The sequence below is a fragment of the Erythrobacter dokdonensis DSW-74 genome (genome assembly GCF_001677335.1).
Lineage (GTDB): Bacteria > Pseudomonadota > Alphaproteobacteria > Sphingomonadales > Sphingomonadaceae > Erythrobacter > Erythrobacter dokdonensis.
On the sequence record NZ_LZYB01000001.1, the window covers coordinates 13,415 to 31,146 of the forward strand.

16 protein-coding genes, 1 tRNA gene and 1 other RNA gene are annotated in these 17,732 nt (G+C 66.1%); 14 read left to right on the forward strand and 4 right to left on the reverse strand.

The window, feature by feature from the left end; translation table 11 throughout:
- Positions 1-2 precede the first annotated feature (2 nt).
- The 5 genes from I603_RS00075 (at position 3) to I603_RS00095 (ending at position 4,349) form a co-directional block, all read left to right on the forward strand.
- On the forward strand, positions 3-1,373 hold the full coding sequence (locus tag I603_RS00075) for a sensor histidine kinase (protein ID WP_068862459.1): 1,371 nt from the start codon (positions 3-5) through the stop codon (positions 1,371-1,373).
- Between the two features lie 90 nt (positions 1,374-1,463).
- Complete coding sequence (locus tag I603_RS00080; protein WP_068861799.1) at positions 1,464-2,069, forward strand: sigma-70 family RNA polymerase sigma factor; 606 nt, start codon at positions 1,464-1,466, stop codon at positions 2,067-2,069.
- The gene (locus I603_RS00085; RefSeq protein ID WP_068861800.1) at positions 2,066-3,076 is read left to right on the forward strand and encodes a hypothetical protein; all 1,011 of its coding nucleotides are present in this window, start codon (positions 2,066-2,068) and stop codon (positions 3,074-3,076) included. Before I603_RS00080 ends, I603_RS00085 begins: the two co-directional genes overlap by 4 nt.
- A 125-nt stretch (positions 3,077-3,201) precedes the next feature.
- A complete protein-coding gene (locus tag I603_RS00090) occupies positions 3,202-3,753 on the forward strand; it encodes a hypothetical protein (protein ID WP_068861801.1) in 552 nt (183 codons plus the stop codon).
- Positions 3,754-3,968: 215 nt separating this feature from the next.
- Positions 3,969-4,349: a hypothetical protein gene (locus I603_RS00095; protein ID WP_068861802.1), complete on the forward strand. Its 381-nt coding sequence runs from the start codon at positions 3,969-3,971 to the stop codon at positions 4,347-4,349.
- Positions 4,350-4,354: 5 nt separating this feature from the next.
- On the opposite strand, the gene I603_RS00100 is transcribed toward I603_RS00095, so the two are convergent.
- Complete coding sequence (locus I603_RS00100) at positions 4,355-4,657, reverse strand: chorismate mutase (RefSeq protein ID WP_068861803.1); 303 nt, start codon at positions 4,655-4,657, stop codon at positions 4,355-4,357.
- A 68-nt stretch (positions 4,658-4,725) separates the two neighbouring features.
- Here I603_RS00100 and I603_RS00105 point away from each other — a divergent pair, with 68 nt between their 5' ends.
- The 4 genes from I603_RS00105 to ffs all read left to right on the forward strand — a co-directional run bounded on the left by I603_RS00105 (position 4,726) and on the right by ffs (position 8,805).
- Positions 4,726-5,736: a polyprenyl synthetase family protein gene (locus I603_RS00105; protein WP_068861804.1), complete on the forward strand. Its 1,011-nt coding sequence runs from the start codon at positions 4,726-4,728 to the stop codon at positions 5,734-5,736.
- Between the two features lie 20 nt (positions 5,737-5,756).
- Complete coding sequence (hrpB, locus tag I603_RS00110) at positions 5,757-8,183, forward strand: ATP-dependent helicase HrpB (protein WP_068861805.1); 2,427 nt, start codon at positions 5,757-5,759, stop codon at positions 8,181-8,183.
- Positions 8,184-8,294: 111 nt separating this feature from the next.
- Positions 8,295-8,573 carry an ETC complex I subunit gene (locus I603_RS00115; RefSeq protein WP_068861806.1) on the forward strand — a complete coding sequence of 93 codons (279 nt, stop codon included), beginning with the start codon at positions 8,295-8,297 and terminating at the stop codon, positions 8,571-8,573.
- A 137-nt stretch (positions 8,574-8,710) separates the two neighbouring features.
- An RNA gene (gene ffs / locus I603_RS00120) (signal recognition particle sRNA small type) lies at positions 8,711-8,805 on the forward strand.
- Between the two features lie 7 nt (positions 8,806-8,812).
- Here ffs and I603_RS00125 read toward each other — a convergent pair.
- Entirely contained in the window at positions 8,813-9,919 is a 1,107-nt protein-coding gene (locus tag I603_RS00125; protein ID WP_143736720.1) for a hypothetical protein, read from the reverse strand.
- Between the two features lie 102 nt (positions 9,920-10,021).
- Between I603_RS00125 and I603_RS00130 the strand changes: the two genes are divergently transcribed.
- From I603_RS00130 to I603_RS00145, 4 genes are all read left to right on the forward strand, one after another.
- On the forward strand, positions 10,022-11,800 hold the full coding sequence (locus tag I603_RS00130) for a DNA polymerase III subunit gamma/tau (protein ID WP_068861808.1): 1,779 nt from the start codon (positions 10,022-10,024) through the stop codon (positions 11,798-11,800).
- Positions 11,801-11,810: 10 nt separating this feature from the next.
- Positions 11,811-12,152 (forward strand): YbaB/EbfC family nucleoid-associated protein, encoded by a 342-nt coding sequence (locus tag I603_RS00135; protein ID WP_068861809.1) that lies wholly within the window; start codon positions 11,811-11,813, stop codon positions 12,150-12,152.
- A 352-nt stretch (positions 12,153-12,504) separates the two neighbouring features.
- Positions 12,505-14,913 (forward strand): endopeptidase La, encoded by a 2,409-nt coding sequence (lon, locus tag I603_RS00140; protein ID WP_068861810.1) that lies wholly within the window; start codon positions 12,505-12,507, stop codon positions 14,911-14,913.
- Between the two features lie 238 nt (positions 14,914-15,151).
- Positions 15,152-15,424: an HU family DNA-binding protein gene (locus I603_RS00145; RefSeq protein WP_068861811.1), complete on the forward strand. Its 273-nt coding sequence runs from the start codon at positions 15,152-15,154 to the stop codon at positions 15,422-15,424.
- Between the two features lie 97 nt (positions 15,425-15,521).
- On the opposite strand, the gene I603_RS00150 is transcribed toward I603_RS00145, so the two are convergent.
- The gene (locus I603_RS00150; protein WP_068861812.1) at positions 15,522-16,427 is read right to left on the reverse strand and encodes a hypothetical protein; all 906 of its coding nucleotides are present in this window, start codon (positions 16,425-16,427) and stop codon (positions 15,522-15,524) included.
- 24 nt (positions 16,428-16,451) lie between these two features.
- Positions 16,452-17,246, reverse strand: a complete 795-nt coding sequence (gene rlmB / locus I603_RS00155; protein WP_068861813.1) for a 23S rRNA (guanosine(2251)-2'-O)-methyltransferase RlmB — start codon at positions 17,244-17,246, stop codon at positions 16,452-16,454.
- A gap of 171 nt (positions 17,247-17,417) precedes the next feature.
- On the opposite strand from rlmB, the gene I603_RS00160 reads away from it, so the two are divergent.
- Positions 17,418-17,503 (forward strand) — tRNA-Tyr (locus tag I603_RS00160).
- Positions 17,504-17,732: the final 229 nt, after the last annotated feature.

Sequence of the window (17,732 nt, forward strand, 5' to 3'; positions counted from 1 at the left end):
CCATGCGTCCGCGCGCCAGTCTTGCGCGGCGCATGGTGCTGATCGCCGCGGGATGGATTTTCGTCCTTTTGCTGGGTGGCGGCATCGCGCTCGAACGCACGCTTACCTCCGAAGTCGAAAGCAATTTCGACGAACAGCTCGACTACATCCTTACCGCGATGATTGCGTCGGCGGAGATCGACGCCAGCGGCGAGGTCTATTTCTACCGTACGCTCGGCGACCAGCGTTTTCTTGAACCGGGTAGCGGGCTCTACTGGCAGATCAGCGGCGGCGATTACGAACCGTGGCCTTCCCGCAGCCTGTGGGACCGGACGCTGGAACTCGAGGGCGTGACCGCTCAGGGCGAGCATTTCGACAGCGACGTGCATTTCTACAATTCCGGCCAGTTCGCCGGCGAGCCGCTCAGAATCGCCGAGCGCACGGTTGTCCTGCCCGGCAGCGAGACCCGCTGGACCTTTGCGGTCGCCAGCGCGACTGAGCAGATGGACACCCAGATTTCCCGGGTGCGGTTGATCCTGATCTGGAGTTTTGCCGTCCTCGGCCTGGGTCTGCTGGTCATGGCCCTGTTGCAGATCCGCTATGGCCTTTCGCCGCTCAGACGCGTGCGCGCGGCGATCCAGAACCTGCGCGCCACCGGCGCCAACCGCATCGCCGAGCCGCTTCCGCTCGAGGTGCAGCCGTTGGTTGATGAGGTGAACGCGCTGCTAGAACATACCGAACGCCAGGCCGAGGAAGCCCGCCGCCATGCGGGCAATCTTGCCCATGCCTTGAAGACCCCGCTCACGGTGCTCACCAATGCCGCGACCGCGCGCGCGCCCGATCTCGGCGAGGCGGTGATGCGCGAGACCCGCACGATGCAGCGCCATGTCGACCACCACCTCGCCCGCGCCCGCGCCGTGGGCCGGCGTGCGGTCGGCCATTCGCGCACGAATGTCTTTGCCAGCGCAGAGGCGGTACGCCGCGCGGTGGAACGGCTCTATCCGGACGGACGGCTCGACATTGCCGGCAACCGCAGCGCCGAAGTCGCCATTGAGCGGCAGGATCTCGACGAGATGCTCGGCAACCTGATTGAGAACGCCGCCAAATATGGCGGGGGCAGCGTTTTCGTGACGATCGATCCCGATGAAGACACTGCCGAGGCCCGCGAAGGCCAATGCCTGATCTGGATCGAGGATGACGGTCCCGGCATACCCGAGGCCGAGCGCGTCCGGATTTTCGACCGCGGCGCGCGGCTCGATACGGGCAAGCCGGGCACGGGCCTGGGCCTTGCGATCGTACGCGACGTGGCGGAAATCTACGGTGGTAGCGTAACTCTCGGCACCAGCGAGGATCTTGGCGGGCTGCTGGTCGAACTGCGCCTGCCGCGTGCGTGACGCGGTGCGAAGGGTTTCGCAGCGTCCCGCGTTAGATCCGGCAAGCAGTCGACCAAAAGCAACCGGACACGGGGCCAATTGCGCGCAGACATGACCGCCAGCGGCGAGCCTTCTTCTCCGGCCTCCCGGGCCGATGATGCCGCTTTGGTGGCGCGTCTGGCTGCGCGCGACCCGGTGGCACTGCGCGAGGTGATCGCCGGTTACGCGGGTCAACTCAACCGGATCGCCTACCGGATGGTCGGCAATCCCCACGAGGCCGAGGACATTGTGCAGGAAGCGATGCTGAGATTGTGGGACCACGCACCGCGCCTTGCCGCGCGCCACCCGGCGGGCACGCCTGCCGGCGGGGCGCTGCGCCTGTCCGGATGGCTGGGGCGGGTGACGACCAATCTTGCAATCGACAAGCTGCGGCTGGCGCGGCGAGTGTCGGGCGAGGAGGTGCCCGAACGGGCCGACGAGGCGCCGCTTGCCGATGCGATGATCGAGGCGGACGAGCGCGATGGTGCAACGCGCGCGCTGGTATTGGCTCTGCCCGAGCGCCAGCGCGCCGCGATCGTGCTCACTTATTACGAGGACCTGCCCAATGCCGAGGCGGCCGAGGCGATGGACATGAACATCAAGGCCTTCGAAAGCCTGCTTCATCGCGCCCGTGCGGCGCTGAGGCAGGCCTTCGAAGGTCAGGGAGAAGCGCGATGAGCGTGAACGAACAGGGCGAGGGCGAACCCGTCGCGCGCGGCAGCCCGCTGGCAGGCGCGCTCGATGCCTTCGCGGTGCCCAACCTGCCTCCCGAATTTGCCGACAAGGTGTTGGCCGCTGCGCAAGCGCGCGACCCTGCAACGCTGGCACCGCTGCCCCCGCTTCGCCGATCCGGCGGCGGCGGCGCACGCGGCTGGCGGCTGGGACGGCGCATCGCCATCGGCGTGGTCGGCTTCGGCGCGCTGGCAAGCGCGGCGGCTGCGACCGGGATGCTGGAGCGGGTCGGTTTGCCGGTACCCTCTCCCGAGAAGGTCTGGGCCAGCATCACCGGCAAGGAAAAGGTACCCGCAACCGCTGCCGCAACCTCTCCCGATCCGGCATCCGCGCCGCCTGCCGACCCTGCACCCGCCGCGCTCGCGCCGGTCAGGATAGTGGGCCCGATCGACACCCCAGAAGAGCTGGGGGAGGCCTTCCGCCGGATCGACGAGGTGCGGCAGGGCCGGGTCGAGGCGCGCCGGTTGCGCATCGAGGAGCGTATCGCGGCCGAGAAAGAGCGTCGCGCCGCTGCCGGTCTGCCGCTGCCCACCCCCGAGGAAGAGGCGCGCGTCCGGGCGCGCATAGAGGAAGTGCGCAGCCGCCGTGAAGGCCTGCTGGATGAGCGTATCGAAGCGCGCCGCGAGGAGCTGCGCCAGCGGGTCGAGGCGGGCGAGGCACTGACCCGCGAAGATATCGTTCGGCCTATGCGCGATGACGCGCAAATGCCGGAGCGGCGCGAACGGCTTGAGCGTCTGCGGCAGATGAGCCCCGAACAGCGCCGCGAAGCGTTCCGCCAGCTCCCGCCCGAGCAGCGCCGCGAGCTGATGGAAGCCTGGCGTAAGCGCCGCGAGGAAAGGCTGCGCCAGACCGGCCCGGCCGAGGCTGACGCGCTCGATCCCGCGCTTGAGGCTCAGGAAACTCCGGGGTCTCCCTCCCAAACCGATACGCCTTCCGCCGAACCGCCACGCTGAGCGAAAAAGGCACCTCAAGCGCGAAGGGTCGGCGCGCTTCTCCCGTTTCCACTGTGTCTTCCGTCGCATACCCCCGACGCGGCGGAAAGACACACCCAAGTCACGAAACGGATGAGGAATTCGCCATGAAGAAGACCCCCCAGATGCTCGCCATGCTCACCGCACTGGCGATGGCGCTCCCGGCGGCAGCCCAGGACCAGACCCGCACCCGCACCTTTGAAGGCCCCAATTCCAGTGGCTCGACCACGACCACGGTGAACCCCGAAACCGGCACGGCAACGCGCGAACGGGAAGTGACCAATCTCAACACCGGCAACACCGCAACCAGCACCGCCGTACGACAGCGCACCGAGACCGGGTCGACCATCGACGTGGTGCAGACCGGTCCCCAAGGAAATTCCCGCACGCTTTCGGGCGAGCGCACCCGCACGGAAAACGGTTCGACCTTTGCCGGCACCGCCACCGGACGCGGAGGCGAAACCTATGGCCTGTCGGGCGTGCGCAGCCGGGACGGTCAGGGCAACTCCTCCGCCAGCCAGACCGTGACCGACAGTGCCGGCAATGTGGTCGGTTCGCGCAGCCGCACCACCACGCGCAGCGATGGACAGGTTAACCGAAACGTCTCGCGTTCCGGCCCCAAGCTGCCTCGCCCCCGCGGCGGCAAGCGTCCGCGCTGAACCATTCCTACCGAGGCGCGTCTTTGCAGGATTTGCAGCCCCGCCAATCCTGCTACCCGATGGAGCGCGTCTGGCGGCAGGGTGCGGCCCGCACCCCTCTGGGGCACGCAGCCTGTCAACCGGCTGCGTGCCCCCCTTTTTTGCCATCGGTTCAGACAGGGTTCACGCCTGCCAAGCGACTGAAATCGAATGATTGCTTGGAGGAGGTTTCAGGCATGTTCATCGCGAGGCGTACCGTGCTGGCGATTGCTCTGGCACTTGGGGGCTGCGCCACTGACGCCGGGCTCGAAGACCAGCGAACAGTGTTCACTAATCCCCTCGGACCACCGGAGGTCGACCGGCGCGGGATCGGGCCGCAATGCGATGTCGATTTCGGGCGCGATGCGACCTGTCTGGGTACGCCGCTGATCTATCCCGGCCGCGGCCGTCACGTCCTGCTTGGCAATGGCGAGACAATCCGCCTCACCCGCGCCCAGCGCCGCATCTTGCGGGAAAGGGGTGAACTGCTTGAACGGCCGCGCACTCCGGCTCCGCCGCCTCCGCCACCGCCGCCCGAACCTGATCCGGCTACTGCGGGTGAACACGAAGCGCCTTGATCTCCTCAGTCGCCGCGCGCCGCCTTTTCGTGGTGGCGGATCACCTCGTCGATGATGAAGCGCAGGAACTTCTCGGAGAATTCGGGGTCGAGGTCCGCTTCTTCCGAGAGCTTCCTCAGCCGGGCTATCTGACGCGCCTCGCGGTCCGGATCGGCCGGGGGCAGGGTGGCCCTGGCCTTGTATTCGCCAACCGCCTGCGTGATGCGGAAGCGCTCGGCAAGAATGTGGATCAGCGCCGCATCGATATTGTCGATGCTTTTGCGATAGGCGGCGAGAACCGGATCGGGCGCTTGCGTTTCGTGCGACATGGCCTGCGAAACTAGCAGCAAATCTGCGCTTGCCAAGCACGCTGGGGCGGCCTTAAGGCCAAGCCATCATGAGTGCCGACATCGTCCCTCTGCCGCGCAAGGCACCGACACTGGATCCCATGCTGTCGCTCACTGCGGCTGGCATGAATTCGGTCAACGCCGTGATCCTCGACCGGATGCAGAGTGAGATCCCGCTCATCCCGCGCCTGGCAGGCCATCTGATTTCGGGCGGGGGCAAGCGGCTGCGGCCGATGCTGACGCTCGCGGGCGCCGAACTGGTAGGCTACAAAGGCACCCGCCACCACAAGCTCGCCGCGGCGGTCGAATTCATCCACACCGCTACCCTGCTGCACGATGATGTGGTGGACGGCAGCGAACTCAGGCGCGGGAAGGCCGCAGCCAACATCATCTTCGGCAATCCGGCCACCGTGCTGGTGGGCGATTTCCTGTTTAGCCGCGCCTTCGAACTGATGACCGAGGATGGCAGCCTCAAGGTGCTCTCGATCCTCTCGCGCGCGAGCGCGGTGATCGCGGAAGGCGAGGTCTCGCAGCTCTCCGCCCAGCGCCAGATCAACACCAGCGAGGAACAATACCTCCACATCATCGGTGCAAAGACCGCAGCCCTGTTCGCCGCCGCCAGCCAGATCAGCGCGGTGGTGGCGGAATGTTCGGAGGAACAGGAGCACGCGCTGGAAGCCTATGGCCGCAATCTCGGGGTCGCGTTCCAGCTGGTCGACGATGCGATCGACTATGATTCCGATGCCGCCGAAATGGGCAAGGAACAGGGCGACGATTTCCGCGAAGGCAAGATGACCTTGCCGGTCATCCTCGCCTATGCACGCGGCAATGAGGAAGAGCGCAAGTTCTGGAAGGACGCGATCATCGGCCATCGCTCCTCGGACGAAGACCTTGCCCAGGCAATTGCGCTGATCGGCAAGCACAATGCGCTTGAGGACACGCGCGAGCGGGCGCGGCACTTCGCGCACCGGGCGATCGACGCGATCTCGATCTTCCCCGATGGCAAGGCGCGCGCGGCGATGGCTGAAGCGGCGCAATTCGCGGTCGCGCGCGGGCATTGAGCAAGCTATCGGCCGGGGCGATGCACCCCGCCCTTCCCATAACGGCTGTTCTGCCTGACCTCCGCGCCGCGCTGGCGGGCGAGGGGGCGGCCGTGTTGGTCGCGCCTCCGGGGGCGGGCAAGACCACGGCGGTCGCGCCCGATCTGCTGGGGGAGGCGTGGTGCACCGGCCAGATCATCCTCATCTCCCCCCGCCGCGTCGCTGCCCGTGCGGCTGCCGAACGTATGGCGGAAATGGTCGGCGAGAAGCCGGGCGAGACCGTAGGCTACATGACCCGGCTCGACAGCAAGGTTTCCGCGAGAACGCGCATCCTCGTTGTCACCGAGGCGATCCTCGTCAATCGGCTGGTTGAAGACCCGGAACTCCCCGGTATTTCGGCGCTGCTGTTCGACGAGGCGCATGAACGCGCGCTCGACAGCGATCTTGGCCTCGCGCTGGCGCTCGAAACCCGCGCCGTGCTGCGCGAGGACCTGCGGGTGCTAGTCATGTCCGCGACGATCGACGGCGCGAGATTTGCCCGGCTGCTGGGCGAGAGCGCGCCAGTGATCGAAAGCGAAGGGCGCAGCTTTCCGCTGAATATCAAGTGGCTTGGCGGGGATGCTTCGCAGGTGATCGAGGATCGCATGGCGAGCGCGGTGCTGACCGCTTGGCGCGAGGAGGCGGGCGATATCCTCGCCTTCCTGCCCGGCGTGCGCGAGATAGAGCGGGTGCGCGAGCGGCTGGAGCCGCGCCTCGCCAACGTGCCGATCCACCCGCTCCACGGTCAGATCGAGCCCGCCGCCCAGCGCGCCGCGATCCGCCGCGACGCCCAGGGCCGCCGCCGGATCGTGCTGGCGACTGCTATTGCCGAGACCTCGCTGACGCTCGACGGGGTGAGCGTGGTGGTCGATTCCGGCCTTGCCCGCCTCGCCGAATTCGACCGGGCGGCAGGGACCACGCATCTTGTCACACGCCGCGCCTCGCAGGCCTCGGCAGCGCAGCGGGCGGGACGAGCGGCGCGTCAGGGGCCCGGGGTGGCTTACCGGCTGTGGGAGGAGGCGGGGCACGCCGGCCGTCCGGAATTCACGCCCGCCGAGATTTTGCAAGCCGATCTTGCCCCGCTGTTATTACGGTTGGCGAAGTGGGGGACGGCGAACCCCTCCGCTCTCCCATGGCTTGATCCGCCGCCCGAAGCCTCGGTCGCGGCGGCGCGGGCAGCGTTGGAGGCTCTGGGCGCGCTGGCCGAGGGCCGGATCACTCCGCTCGGCGAGGCGATTGCCGCACTGCCCATGTCGCCCGATCAGGCTGCCGCTGTCCTGCACGGTGCGGCGGCAGGCTGCGGCGAGGATGCGGCGCGGCTGGTGATGCTGTTGCAGGAGCGCGGGCTTGGCGGGCGGAGTGAAGACCATCTGCAACGCCTTGCCCGCTGGCGCACCGACCGCGCCCCGCGCAGTCTTGCCGCAGAACGGATTGCGCAGGGCTGGGCCAAGCAAGCCGCCAGACTGGCTGGCGCAATCGGCGAAAGCATGGCCACCGACGCTGCCGAAGCGCTGGCACTCGCCCGCCCCGATTTCGTCGCCCGCCGCCGCGATGCCTCGGGCGAGCACTGGATCAGCGCAGGAGGGCGCGGTTATGCGCTCGATCCCGCCTCGCCGCTGGCGCAGGCCGAATGGATCGTGATCGGTGATGCACAGGGGCAGGCCAAAGGTGCGCGCATCACCGCAGGGTGCGAAATCGCACCCGAACGGATCGCCAGGTTGTTTTCGAAGGAACTTGAGGAGCGCATCACAATCCGTTGGAATAACGACAAGGAGCGGATCGAGGCGCGGCGTGAGCGGCGGCTTGGCGCGATCGTCTTGGCGAGCATTCCGGAACCCGCTCCCGACCCTGCGCTGTGTGTGGATATCCTCGTGGAAAAGGCGCTGGAGAAGCTGGGGGAAGTGCTCCCTCGAGGTTTTCTTGCCCGCGCCCGCTTTGCCGGTGTCGAGGCCCTTTCGGAATCGGTTCTGCGCGAACGGTCAGGCGATTGGCTTGTCCCGCTGCTCGCGGGGCGGCGCGATCTCGATTTGCCGCCGAACCGCTTTGCTGACGCGGCGCTCGGCCTGCTGGACTGGAGCGCCCGTCAGGCACTCGACCGCGCCGCACCCACCCATTTCACGTCCCCCGGCGATACCCGCCACGCCATCGACTATGCCGGGGACGATGCGCCCAGCGTCGAGGTGCGGGTTCAAGGGCTGTTCGGGCTCGACGAGCAGCCGCTGATCGGCACCACACCACTGCTGCTCAAACTCACCAGCCCCGCTGGCCGCCCGATCCAGTCGACCCGCGACCTGCCCGGTTTCTGGCGCGGCAGCTGGCGCGATGTGGTCAAGGATATGAAAGGCCGCTATCCCAAGCACCGCTGGCCCGACCAGCCATGGCTGGAAAAGCCGAGCATGAAGACCAAAAACGCCTTCAACCGCGAATAGCTTTGGGCTAACGGGAACGCGCAATCCGGGCGCTTAGGCGACCCGCAAGGGCGACTGCCCGCCCGCAGCGACGCGGCCGTCAGGCCGCATGAGCGAGGATCGAAAGCAAAAATGTCCGCGAGAATTTACCAGAAGACCAAGCACGCGATGCAGTCCGGCAAGGCCCACACCGACGAGTGGGTGCTCGAATTCGAGCAGTCGGAGGCGCGTTTTGCCGATCCGCTGATGGGCTGGACGGGGACGGGCGATACCCAGTCGCAGGTGCGGCTGACCTTCCCCTCGAAGGACGCTGCACAGGCTTATGCAGCGAGGCATGGCATTACCGCGCGTGTCCATGCGACCCCGCCCAAGCGTCTCAAGCTGCAGGCCTACGCGGATAATTTCAGATAGTCCCTCGAACGCCGGGCGACGGGCCTCCGCCCGCCCTGGCTTTGCGGCATAGGCCGCAGAGGGCGGTCGCCCTTGTGGCCCTTCGGGCCGGTTTTTCGCTCAGTTGACCTTTCGCCCCGGCGAGGCCATATGCCGGCTCGGGAGTCGGGTGGACGTTTGCGTCTGCTCACCGGGTCAGGGCCGGAAGGCAGCAGCCCAGGTGGATTGCGGCGGGTCGCCCGGCTCCTTCTTCACGCATCCTAGTCCAGCGAAACGCCAAGCTCGCGGGCCTTGGCCTCGAGCGCGGCGTGCGCCGCCTCGGTCTGCTTGCTGGTGAGCGCGTCGACCTCCATGATCCAGATCTGAAAATCGGCCAGTGCGAGACACAGGCCCTGCGGATCGCCAGCGTTCTGCGCCTCTCCCATACGCTTGACGATCGGCAGCATGTCCAGCACCTTTTTCATCGCGGCGAGCGGATTGCCGTCCGGGCTGGCATAGCCGGAGGCCTGTATCACCAGCCCGACGATCTCCATCGTGTCGATCTTGCCCGACTGGTCGAGCTTCCAGATCATCCACGTCGTCAGCCGGTCGCGGTAGCTGGTGCGCTCCAGCATCCGGGCGCTGAAGCGGTCGGCAAAGCGCGCGTCGGCGATCAGATCGCGCATCTCGGCGAGCACCGCCTCGTCGGCGCAGCGGACGGGATCGAGCGCGGGCGGGATGGCGACTTCGGGCATGGCGGGCCGCGGCGTGCCTTCCGGCAGGCGACCGAAGGCCTCGCCGAACTGGACGCGGGTCAGATCCTCGCGCGAACAGGTCAGCGTGACTTCGCCGAGCCCGTGATCGAGCGCCAGGAATACCCGCGTCGGCGCGCCTTCGGCCTCGACCGCCTTCTCGAAACTCAGCCAGCCGACCGCGTTGATCATGCTCAGCGGCGTGGTGTCGAAGTCGCGCTCGACATAGGTCCACCCGGCCTCCTCTTCGAGCACGTCGCCGATTGCCGACATGATGTCCTGCGCCTCATCCTCGTCGGCGAGCTTGAAGGAATAGGTCATCTGGAACAGCCGGTTGCTCCATGCCGTCGCCATCGGCTTGGCGCGCTCGAAGGGGGCGAAGCTGGCGGGCATGGCGAAGCCGGGGGAGATGATCTGTTCGACCTTGGTGCTGCCCGGCACCCCGGTTTCGCCGAAGGCATATTGCATCATTCCGGCAGGCGAGCACATGCGGTTGAGCCGCGCGGCGGTGAGTTCGGGCAGGGCAGGCAGGCTCTGCGCTTCGGTATCGGCGGGGCTGTCGGAAAGCGGCTGGGCGAGCGCGGGCAAGGCGTTCAGAACCAGCAGGATCGGGGCGGCGGCAAGGGGCAAATGCATGCCCTTGGCCCATGCTCCGCGCAGCGCCAAGGCAATGCGGATGGTGCAAAAGGCGGGTGCTTTGCAATCGACATCGCGGCCCCCAGCGCCTAGCTTGCGGGCGTGCACGATTCCGACCCCGATCTCGACGAACACGATGACGACAGCGGCCCGACGGCGGCCGAACTGGAGGCTGCCGGACAGAACGCGCTGTTCGGCGATCCGGCGCCAGCGCCCGCGCCTGCTCCGGCCCCTGTGCCCGCGCCAGCGCCATCCTCTACCGGCTCAAGCAATCAGCCCTACCGTGTGCTTGCCCGCAAATATCGCCCGCAGACCTTCTCCGAGCTGATCGGGCAGGAGGCGATGGTGCGCACCCTTGCCAACGCCATCGCGCGTGACCGGCTGGCCCACGCTTTCCTGATGACCGGCGTGCGCGGGGTCGGCAAGACCTCGACCGCGCGGCTGATCGCCAAGGCGCTGAACTGCGTCGGACCGGACGGGCAGGGCGGACCAACGATCGACCCTTGCGGGAAGTGCGAGCCCTGCACCGCGATTGCCGAGGGGCGGCATATCGACGTGATCGAGATGGACGCGGCCTCGAACACCGGGGTCGATGACGTGCGCGAGATCATCGAGCAGGTGCGCTACGCTGCGGTTTCGGCGCGTTACAAGATCTACATCATCGACGAAGTCCACATGCTCTCGCGCAACGCCTTCAACGCGCTGCTCAAGACGCTCGAGGAACCGCCGCCGCACGTGAAGTTCCTGTTTGCAACCACTGAAGTCGACAAGCTGCCCGTGACCGTGCTGAGCCGCACCCAGCGTTTCGACCTGCGGCGCATTCCGGCCCCGCTGCTGGCAGAGCACTTCGCCAAGATCTGCCGCCTCGAAGGCGTGGACGCCGAGGACGAGGCGCTCTCCATCATTGCCTCTGCCGCCGAAGGATCGGTGCGCGACGGGCTCTCGATCCTCGATCAGGCGATTGCTCACGCCGATCTAGACGGGGAAGGGATGGTTGCCGCCGGGCGCGTGCGCGACATGCTGGGTCTGGCCGACAAGAGCGCGCAGCGGCGCGTGCTTGGCCACCTTTTGTCAGGCGATGCCAAGCCCTTGCTCGCCGCGGTTGACGAGCAATATGCGCTCGGGGTGGAACCGTTGGCATTGATGCGCGCGCTGATGGACCTCACCCACCGGATTACCCTAGCGCAGGTTTCGGGGAGCGAGCCGGACGCGCCCGCTGAAGAGGAGCGCGCCGCGCTCGCCGATTTCGCCGCGCGGATGGGTGCTGGTGAACTCCACCGACTGTGGCAATTGCTGCTCAAGGGCCACGAGGAAGTTCGCGCCGCCCCGGATCCGCTGGTGGCGCTGCAGATGGCCTTGCTACGCATACTTCACGCAGTGCAGATGCCGGATCCGGGCAAGTTGGCGCGGCGGATCGAGGAACTCGCGGCAGGTGCGCCGTCGGCCCCGGCTACCTCTGCCGAACCCCCGGCACCGGCGTCTCCCTTCGCGGCCCCCGCTCAGGACTGGGTGACCCTGGTCGAACAGGTCGATGCTTCGGGCCAATTGCATGTCGCCGAGATGATGCGCGCCCGCGTGCGGGTGATCGAACTGGGACAGGAGCGGCTGGTGTTCGAACAGGCCGACACCTTCCCCGATGATCCCGCCCCCGAGATTCGCGAGGCGCTGTTCAAGGTGACGGGCAGGCGCTGGCAGGTGGAGCGCGGCTCAGGCGCGGCGCAGCCGTCCTTGCGCGAGACCGCCGAGGCCGAGGCCCAGGCCGAGGAAGCGCGCATCCTGTCTGATCCGCTGGTGCAAGCAGCTTTTGCGGCCTTCCCCGAGGCCGAATTGCTAGGGACCGAGGGCAATGTCGCCCGCGCGGCCCGTCCCCCATGGAATTGAGGAGTCCCCGATGAAGTCGATGGAAGAGATGATGAAGGCGGCACAAGCGGCCGCCGAGACCATCCAGAATCAGATGAACGAGATGCAGGTGAAGCTCGATTCCATTGAGGTCGAGGGCACAGCCGGCGGCGGGCTGGTGAAGGTTCGCGCGAGCGCCAAGGGCCGCATTCTCGGCGTGTCGATCGACGACAGCCTTATGAAGCCGGAAGACAAGCAGATCGTCGAGGATCTGGTCGCCGCCGCCTTCAACGATGCGCGCGACCGGGCGGACCGGGTTTCGAACGAGCAGATGAAGGAAATGCAGGGCTCGATGGGCCTCCCGCCGGGGTTCAACCTGCCTGGCCTCGGGTGAGGTCAGGCTACGGGGCCAATTCGCCCTGAAGATGGGTTTGGCGCATTGCGCGATGTGCCGCGATACCGCCTCGCCTTTGTCCTGTTCGGGCCGGTGATCTTGACGGTGCTGACGACCGTGATGCTTGGTCCCGACGCCGATCGCGATTGAGACGGCGGGGTCGTCGCTCGCCCTGTTCCTGCTGATCCGGGACGATGAAGTTCCGGATCGCGAGGCCGCATGATGGTGGATGCGCTCGCGGCGCAACCCGCGCCGTCCACAACCTAGCCCCAACCCCCCATTGCGGCCCGACCGAGGCCTACCCATATTCCCTTCAAAGGCGAGCCCAAATGGCCGCCGCGGATACAAGAACATGACCCAGACCTACCCTCTCCTTCCTCTGCGCGACATTGTCGTCTTCCCCGGCATGGTCGTCCCCCTGTTCGTGGGGCGCGACAAGTCGGTGGCGGCGCTCGAAGCGGCGATGGAAGCCTCCAAGGACATCATGTTGCTGGCCCAGCTCGATCCGGGCTGCGACGATCCGGAGGGCGACGATCTCTATGACGTGGGGGTCATCGCCCAAGTGCTACAGCTGCTGAAGCTCCCTGACGGCACGGTGCGGGTGCTGGTCGAAGGGCAGACCCGCGCGCGGCTAACCGCACTCGAGGATCTCGGAACGCATATTCTTGCCGAAGTGGAACCGCTGTTGCCCGAGACGGTGGCCGGCAGCGAGGTCACCGCTCTGATGCGGCAGGTTGTCGAACAGTTCGGCGAATATGTGAAGCTCAACAAGAAGCTGGGCGAGGATGCCGGTGTCGATCTGACCGATGTCGACGATGCCGGGCAACTGGCCGATACGATCGCCGCCGCGATTTCGGCCAAGGTGTCGGACAAGCAGTCGCTGCTGAGCGAGGCAAGCCCTCTCAAGCGGCTTGAGCTCGTCATGGCCTTCATGGAGGGCGAGCTTTCGGTGCTCCAGGTCGAACGCCGCATCCGCGGGCGCGTGAAGCGCCAGATGGAAAAGACCCAGCGCGAATATTACCTCAACGAGCAGTTGAAGGCGATCCAGTCGGAACTCGGCGGCGGGGATGGCGATGAAGGCAACGAAATCGCCGAACTTACCGAGAAGATCGAAAAGACCAAGCTTTCCAAGGAAGCCAAAGCCAAGGCACAGGCTGAACTCAAGAAGCTGCGCTCGATGCAGCCGATGAGCGCCGAGGCGACGGTGATCCGCAACTATCTCGACGTGCTGCTCGGCCTGCCGTGGGGCAAGAAGTCGAAGCTGAAGAAGGATATCGCCAAGGCGCAGGAGATCCTTGATGCGGATCATTATGCCCTGGAGAAGGTCAAGGACCGCATCGTCGAGTACCTCGCGGTGCAGGCGCGCACCAACAAGCTCAAGGGGCCGATCCTGTGCCTCGTGGGCCCTCCGGGTGTCGGCAAGACTTCTCTGGGCAAGTCGATCGCCAAGGCGACGGGGCGCGAATTCGTGCGCCAGTCGCTGGGCGGCGTGCGCGACGAGGCCGAAATCCGCGGTCACCGGCGGACTTACATTGGCTCGATGCCGGGCAAGATCGTCGCCAACCTGAAGAAGGCCGGGACCAGCAATCCGCTGTTCCTGCTCGACGAGATCGACAAGCTGGGTCAGGATTTCCGCGGCGATCCGGCCTCGGCACTTCTGGAAGTGCTCGATCCGGAACAGAACGCCAAGTTCCAGGACCACTATCTCGAGCTCGACCTCGACCTCAGCGACATCATGTTCGTGTGCACCGCGAACAGCCTCAACCTGCCGCAGCCGCTGCTCGACCGGATGGAGATCATCCGGCTCGAAGGCTATACCGAGGACGAGAAGGTCGAGATCGCCCAGCGCCATCTGGTCGAAAAGCAGGTCAAGGCGCACGGGTTGAAGAAGGGCGAATTCGAGCTGACCGAGGAAGCCCTGCGCGACCTGATCCGCTACTACACCCGCGAGGCCGGGGTGCGTACGCTTGAGCGCGAGATCGCCAAGCTGTGCCGCAAGTCGCTGCGTCAGATTCTCGAGAAGAAGACCGACAGCGTCACCATCACACCCGAAAACCTCGGTGACTACTCCGGCGTGCGCAAGTTCAAGCATGGCGTGTCGGAAGAGGAGCCGCAGGTCGGCGCGGTCACGGGCCTTGCGTGGACCTCGGTCGGTGGCGAGTTGCTGACCATCGAGAGTGTGACGACACCGGGCAAGGGCGAGATCAAGACTACCGGCAAGCTCGGGCAAGTGATGAACGAGAGCGTCCAGGCGGCCTTCAGCTTCGTCAAGGCGCGTGCGCCCGCCTACGGGATCAAGCCGAGCGTCTTCAATCGCAAGAACGTCCACATCCACCTGCCGGAGGGTGCGGTGCCCAAGGACGGGCCGAGCGCGGGCATCGGCATGGTCACCTCGATCGTATCGACCCTTTCTGGCATCGCGGTGCGCCCCGAAGTGGCGATGACCGGCGAAGTGACCTTGCGCGGACGGGTGCTGGCGATCGGTGGTCTCAAGGAAAAGCTCCTTGCGGCGCTGCGCGGCGGGATCAAGACCGTCCTCATCCCCGAGGAAAACGTCAAGGATCTTGCCGAGATCCCGGCCAATGCCAAGGAAGGGCTGGAAATCATTCCGGTCAGCCATGTCGACCAGGTTCTTACCCATGCTCTGGTCGAGGCGCCTGTGCCGATCGAATGGACCGAGGCCGACGATCTTGCGAGCCAGCCGGGCGGCACCGCATCCGGAGCCAATCCGCTCGCTTCTGACGTGCCAACCGCACATTGAAACGCTAGGACGTGTCCCTTGCCGCGATTCGCGGCAGAGTCGCGTCCAAACCGGACAAGATGAGCCGTTCAGGCAGAGCGCGCCGAACCGTATCCCGGCGTGAGACGCTCCAGCTTTGTGGGCGTTTTCGGTCACTGGCGATTTGCCTTTGACAGCCCTGCGGAAACAGTCTCAAGTTCGGGTTTTTGACGAGGCGATTCACCGCAAGAACGAAATCTCGAGCCGAGGGGGTTCCTAGATGAACAAGAACGATCTTATCAGCGAAGTGGCAGCGGCCAGCGGCCTTTCGAAAAGCGATTCCGCAAGCGCCGTCGAAAGCGTGTTCGACACCATCACCAAGGCCCTTTCCAACGGCGACGAAGTCCGCCTGGTGGGTTTCGGTACCTTCTCGGTCGGCAAGCGCAAGGAATCCACCGGACGCAATCCGCGCACGGGTGAGGAAATGAAGATCAAGGCTTCCAACCAGCCCAAGTTCAAGGCGGGCAAGGGTCTGAAGGACGCCGTCAACTGATCGCCTGACCAGCAGGCGGGTCGCCGCTTCGAAAAGCAAAAACCCCGTTAGCCCTTCGGCTAACGGGGTTTCTTTTTGTCCCTCGTGTGGCGATGTCTCAGCCGCCGGTTGCGATCAGTGCAGTCGGAGCCTGAGCGCTCCGCGGCGAGACGGCCCAGCGCAGCACTTCCCCCGCGCCGATTGCGCCTTCCGGGCCTTCGTCGGTGTTGTTGGCGAGGATCCGCATCCCCGGTGCGGTGCGGATTGAGAAGGTGCCCTCGAGGACCGGCATGCCCGGGATCTGCTCCTCGTCTTCCTTGACACCGTTTTCCGCGGCCGCTTCCATCGCCGCGATATTGGCGAGCGGGGCCACGCCGCCCATCATCGCCGCCATGGGATTATCCCCGCTCTGCGCGGCGAAAGCCGGGGCATTGATCCGCACCTGGCCGCCCTCGCGCAGGATCATCTGGACGAAGGGGTTGGTAGCGGGAAACCCTTCGATCATCGGGAACAGAAAATCGTGGCCCAGCGTGCCGGAGACGGCGTAGCTGACCTCGAACAGCCCGTCGCCCTTGTGCACGACCCGGTTCCAGCCCTTCTGCCGTTCGAGCAGGCGGACCAGTTCCTCGGCGGCCTTGGGATCGGCAGGGTCGATCCCGCCCATCATCGCGGCCATCTGCTTGGCTTCCTTCTCCTTTTCTTCGGCACGTCGGGCCGCGCCCGCGTCCCACTCGGCGCGCTGGTCAGCTTCTTCCTCGGGAGTGCAGGCGCGCTCCTCGAAGGTTTCATCGTTGAAGCAGGTGGCGCTGAAGCTCTCGGTATCGGCTGCTGCGCCCATCTGGGCGAGCTTCGAAAGGCCGAGGAAGAAAATTTCGCCGTCATAGCGGAAGGTGAAGCTGTCCGGACCGGTCAGCGCGAGTTCGGATGTGAACTTGCCCGGTGCCATGAAGCAGCCCGACAGCGCGAGCGCAAAGCCCGCCAGCAATGCTGCGGCGCGCAGACGGATGGTCGAAAACATGGTCATGGTATTCCCTCCCTCGGCGCACTTCTAGCTGCGCGTGGCGACCGCATAAAGCGCAATCGCCGCTGCGTTCGAGACATTGAGGCTTTCGATCGCCGAGGAAATCGGGAGCTTGGCCAGTGCGTCGCAATGGGCGGCGATGTTGTGGCGCAGCCCTTCGCCCTCGGCACCCAGCACAATCGCGAGCGGGCCAGTAGGCATGATGTCAGCGAGCGCGGCGTCCGCCTCGCCGGCCAACCCGATCCGCCAGTATCCCGCCTCGGCCAGTTCCTCCAGCGCGCGGGCAAGGTTGACCACCCGCACCCAGGGCACTGTTTCCAATGCGCCCGAGGCGGCCTTGGCCAGCACGCCGCCTTCGGGCGGGGCGTGGCGGTCCTGGGTGACGATCGCCGCGGCACCGAAGGCCGCTGCCGAGCGCAGGATCGCGCCGACATTGTGCGGATCGGTAACCTGGTCGAGCACTACCACCGGACGGTCTGCCTCGCCCAGCGCGACCTCGTCGAGGAACACGTCCTCCAGCGGGGCACATTCCAGCACCAGTCCCTGATGCGGCGCATCCTTGGCGACCAGCCGAGCAAGGTCGGCGACATCGGCATATTCGACCGGAAAGTCCGGCGGCAATTCGCCGTCGAGGCTGGCGATGCCTTCGCGCGTTGCCCACAGCTTGCGGTGCTGGCGTTCGGGGTTCTTCAAGGCCGCCTCGACCGGGTGGCGGCCCCACAGGCGCACTTGCCCCGTGCTCGCCCGGCCCGAGCCGCGCCCGCCCTTCATCCGTCCCGCACGTCCGCGCAATGCGCGTTTGCGTTCACCACTCTTGGCCATCTCGTGCTCCTTGGCTCGCTGTCAGCAGCGCCCCTGCCAGCAGGGCCATTGACAGGCAAGCAGTGCTTCGCCAAAGGGGCGCCTCTCGGCAGCGAGCCCGGCACGGGACTCGCGCATTTTCAGAGCGGAATTCCGCCCGGGAACGCCCCCCTCGACGTCAGGGGACTGTGTGGACAGGTGGCCGAGTGGTTAAAGGCAGCAGACTGTAAATCTGCCCGCGCAAGCGTACGCTGGTTCGAATCCAGCCCTGTCCACCACTTTCCCTTTGGCTGACAATCTCCCCCCATCGCCGGAAAGCGCGGTTTTCCAAGGAAAAAGCGTCCACCCGTGCGCGCTCCCGTTCATTGCCAGCCGTCCCAATTCGCGGTAAAGTGTGGGTGGAAAATGTGGGGGAGTGAGCGGTAAAGTGTGGGTGGAAAATGTGGGGGAGTGAGAACGTCCCGGCCATTTTCGGCCAATTCCCCCCACACTTTCGATCGGCTGGAG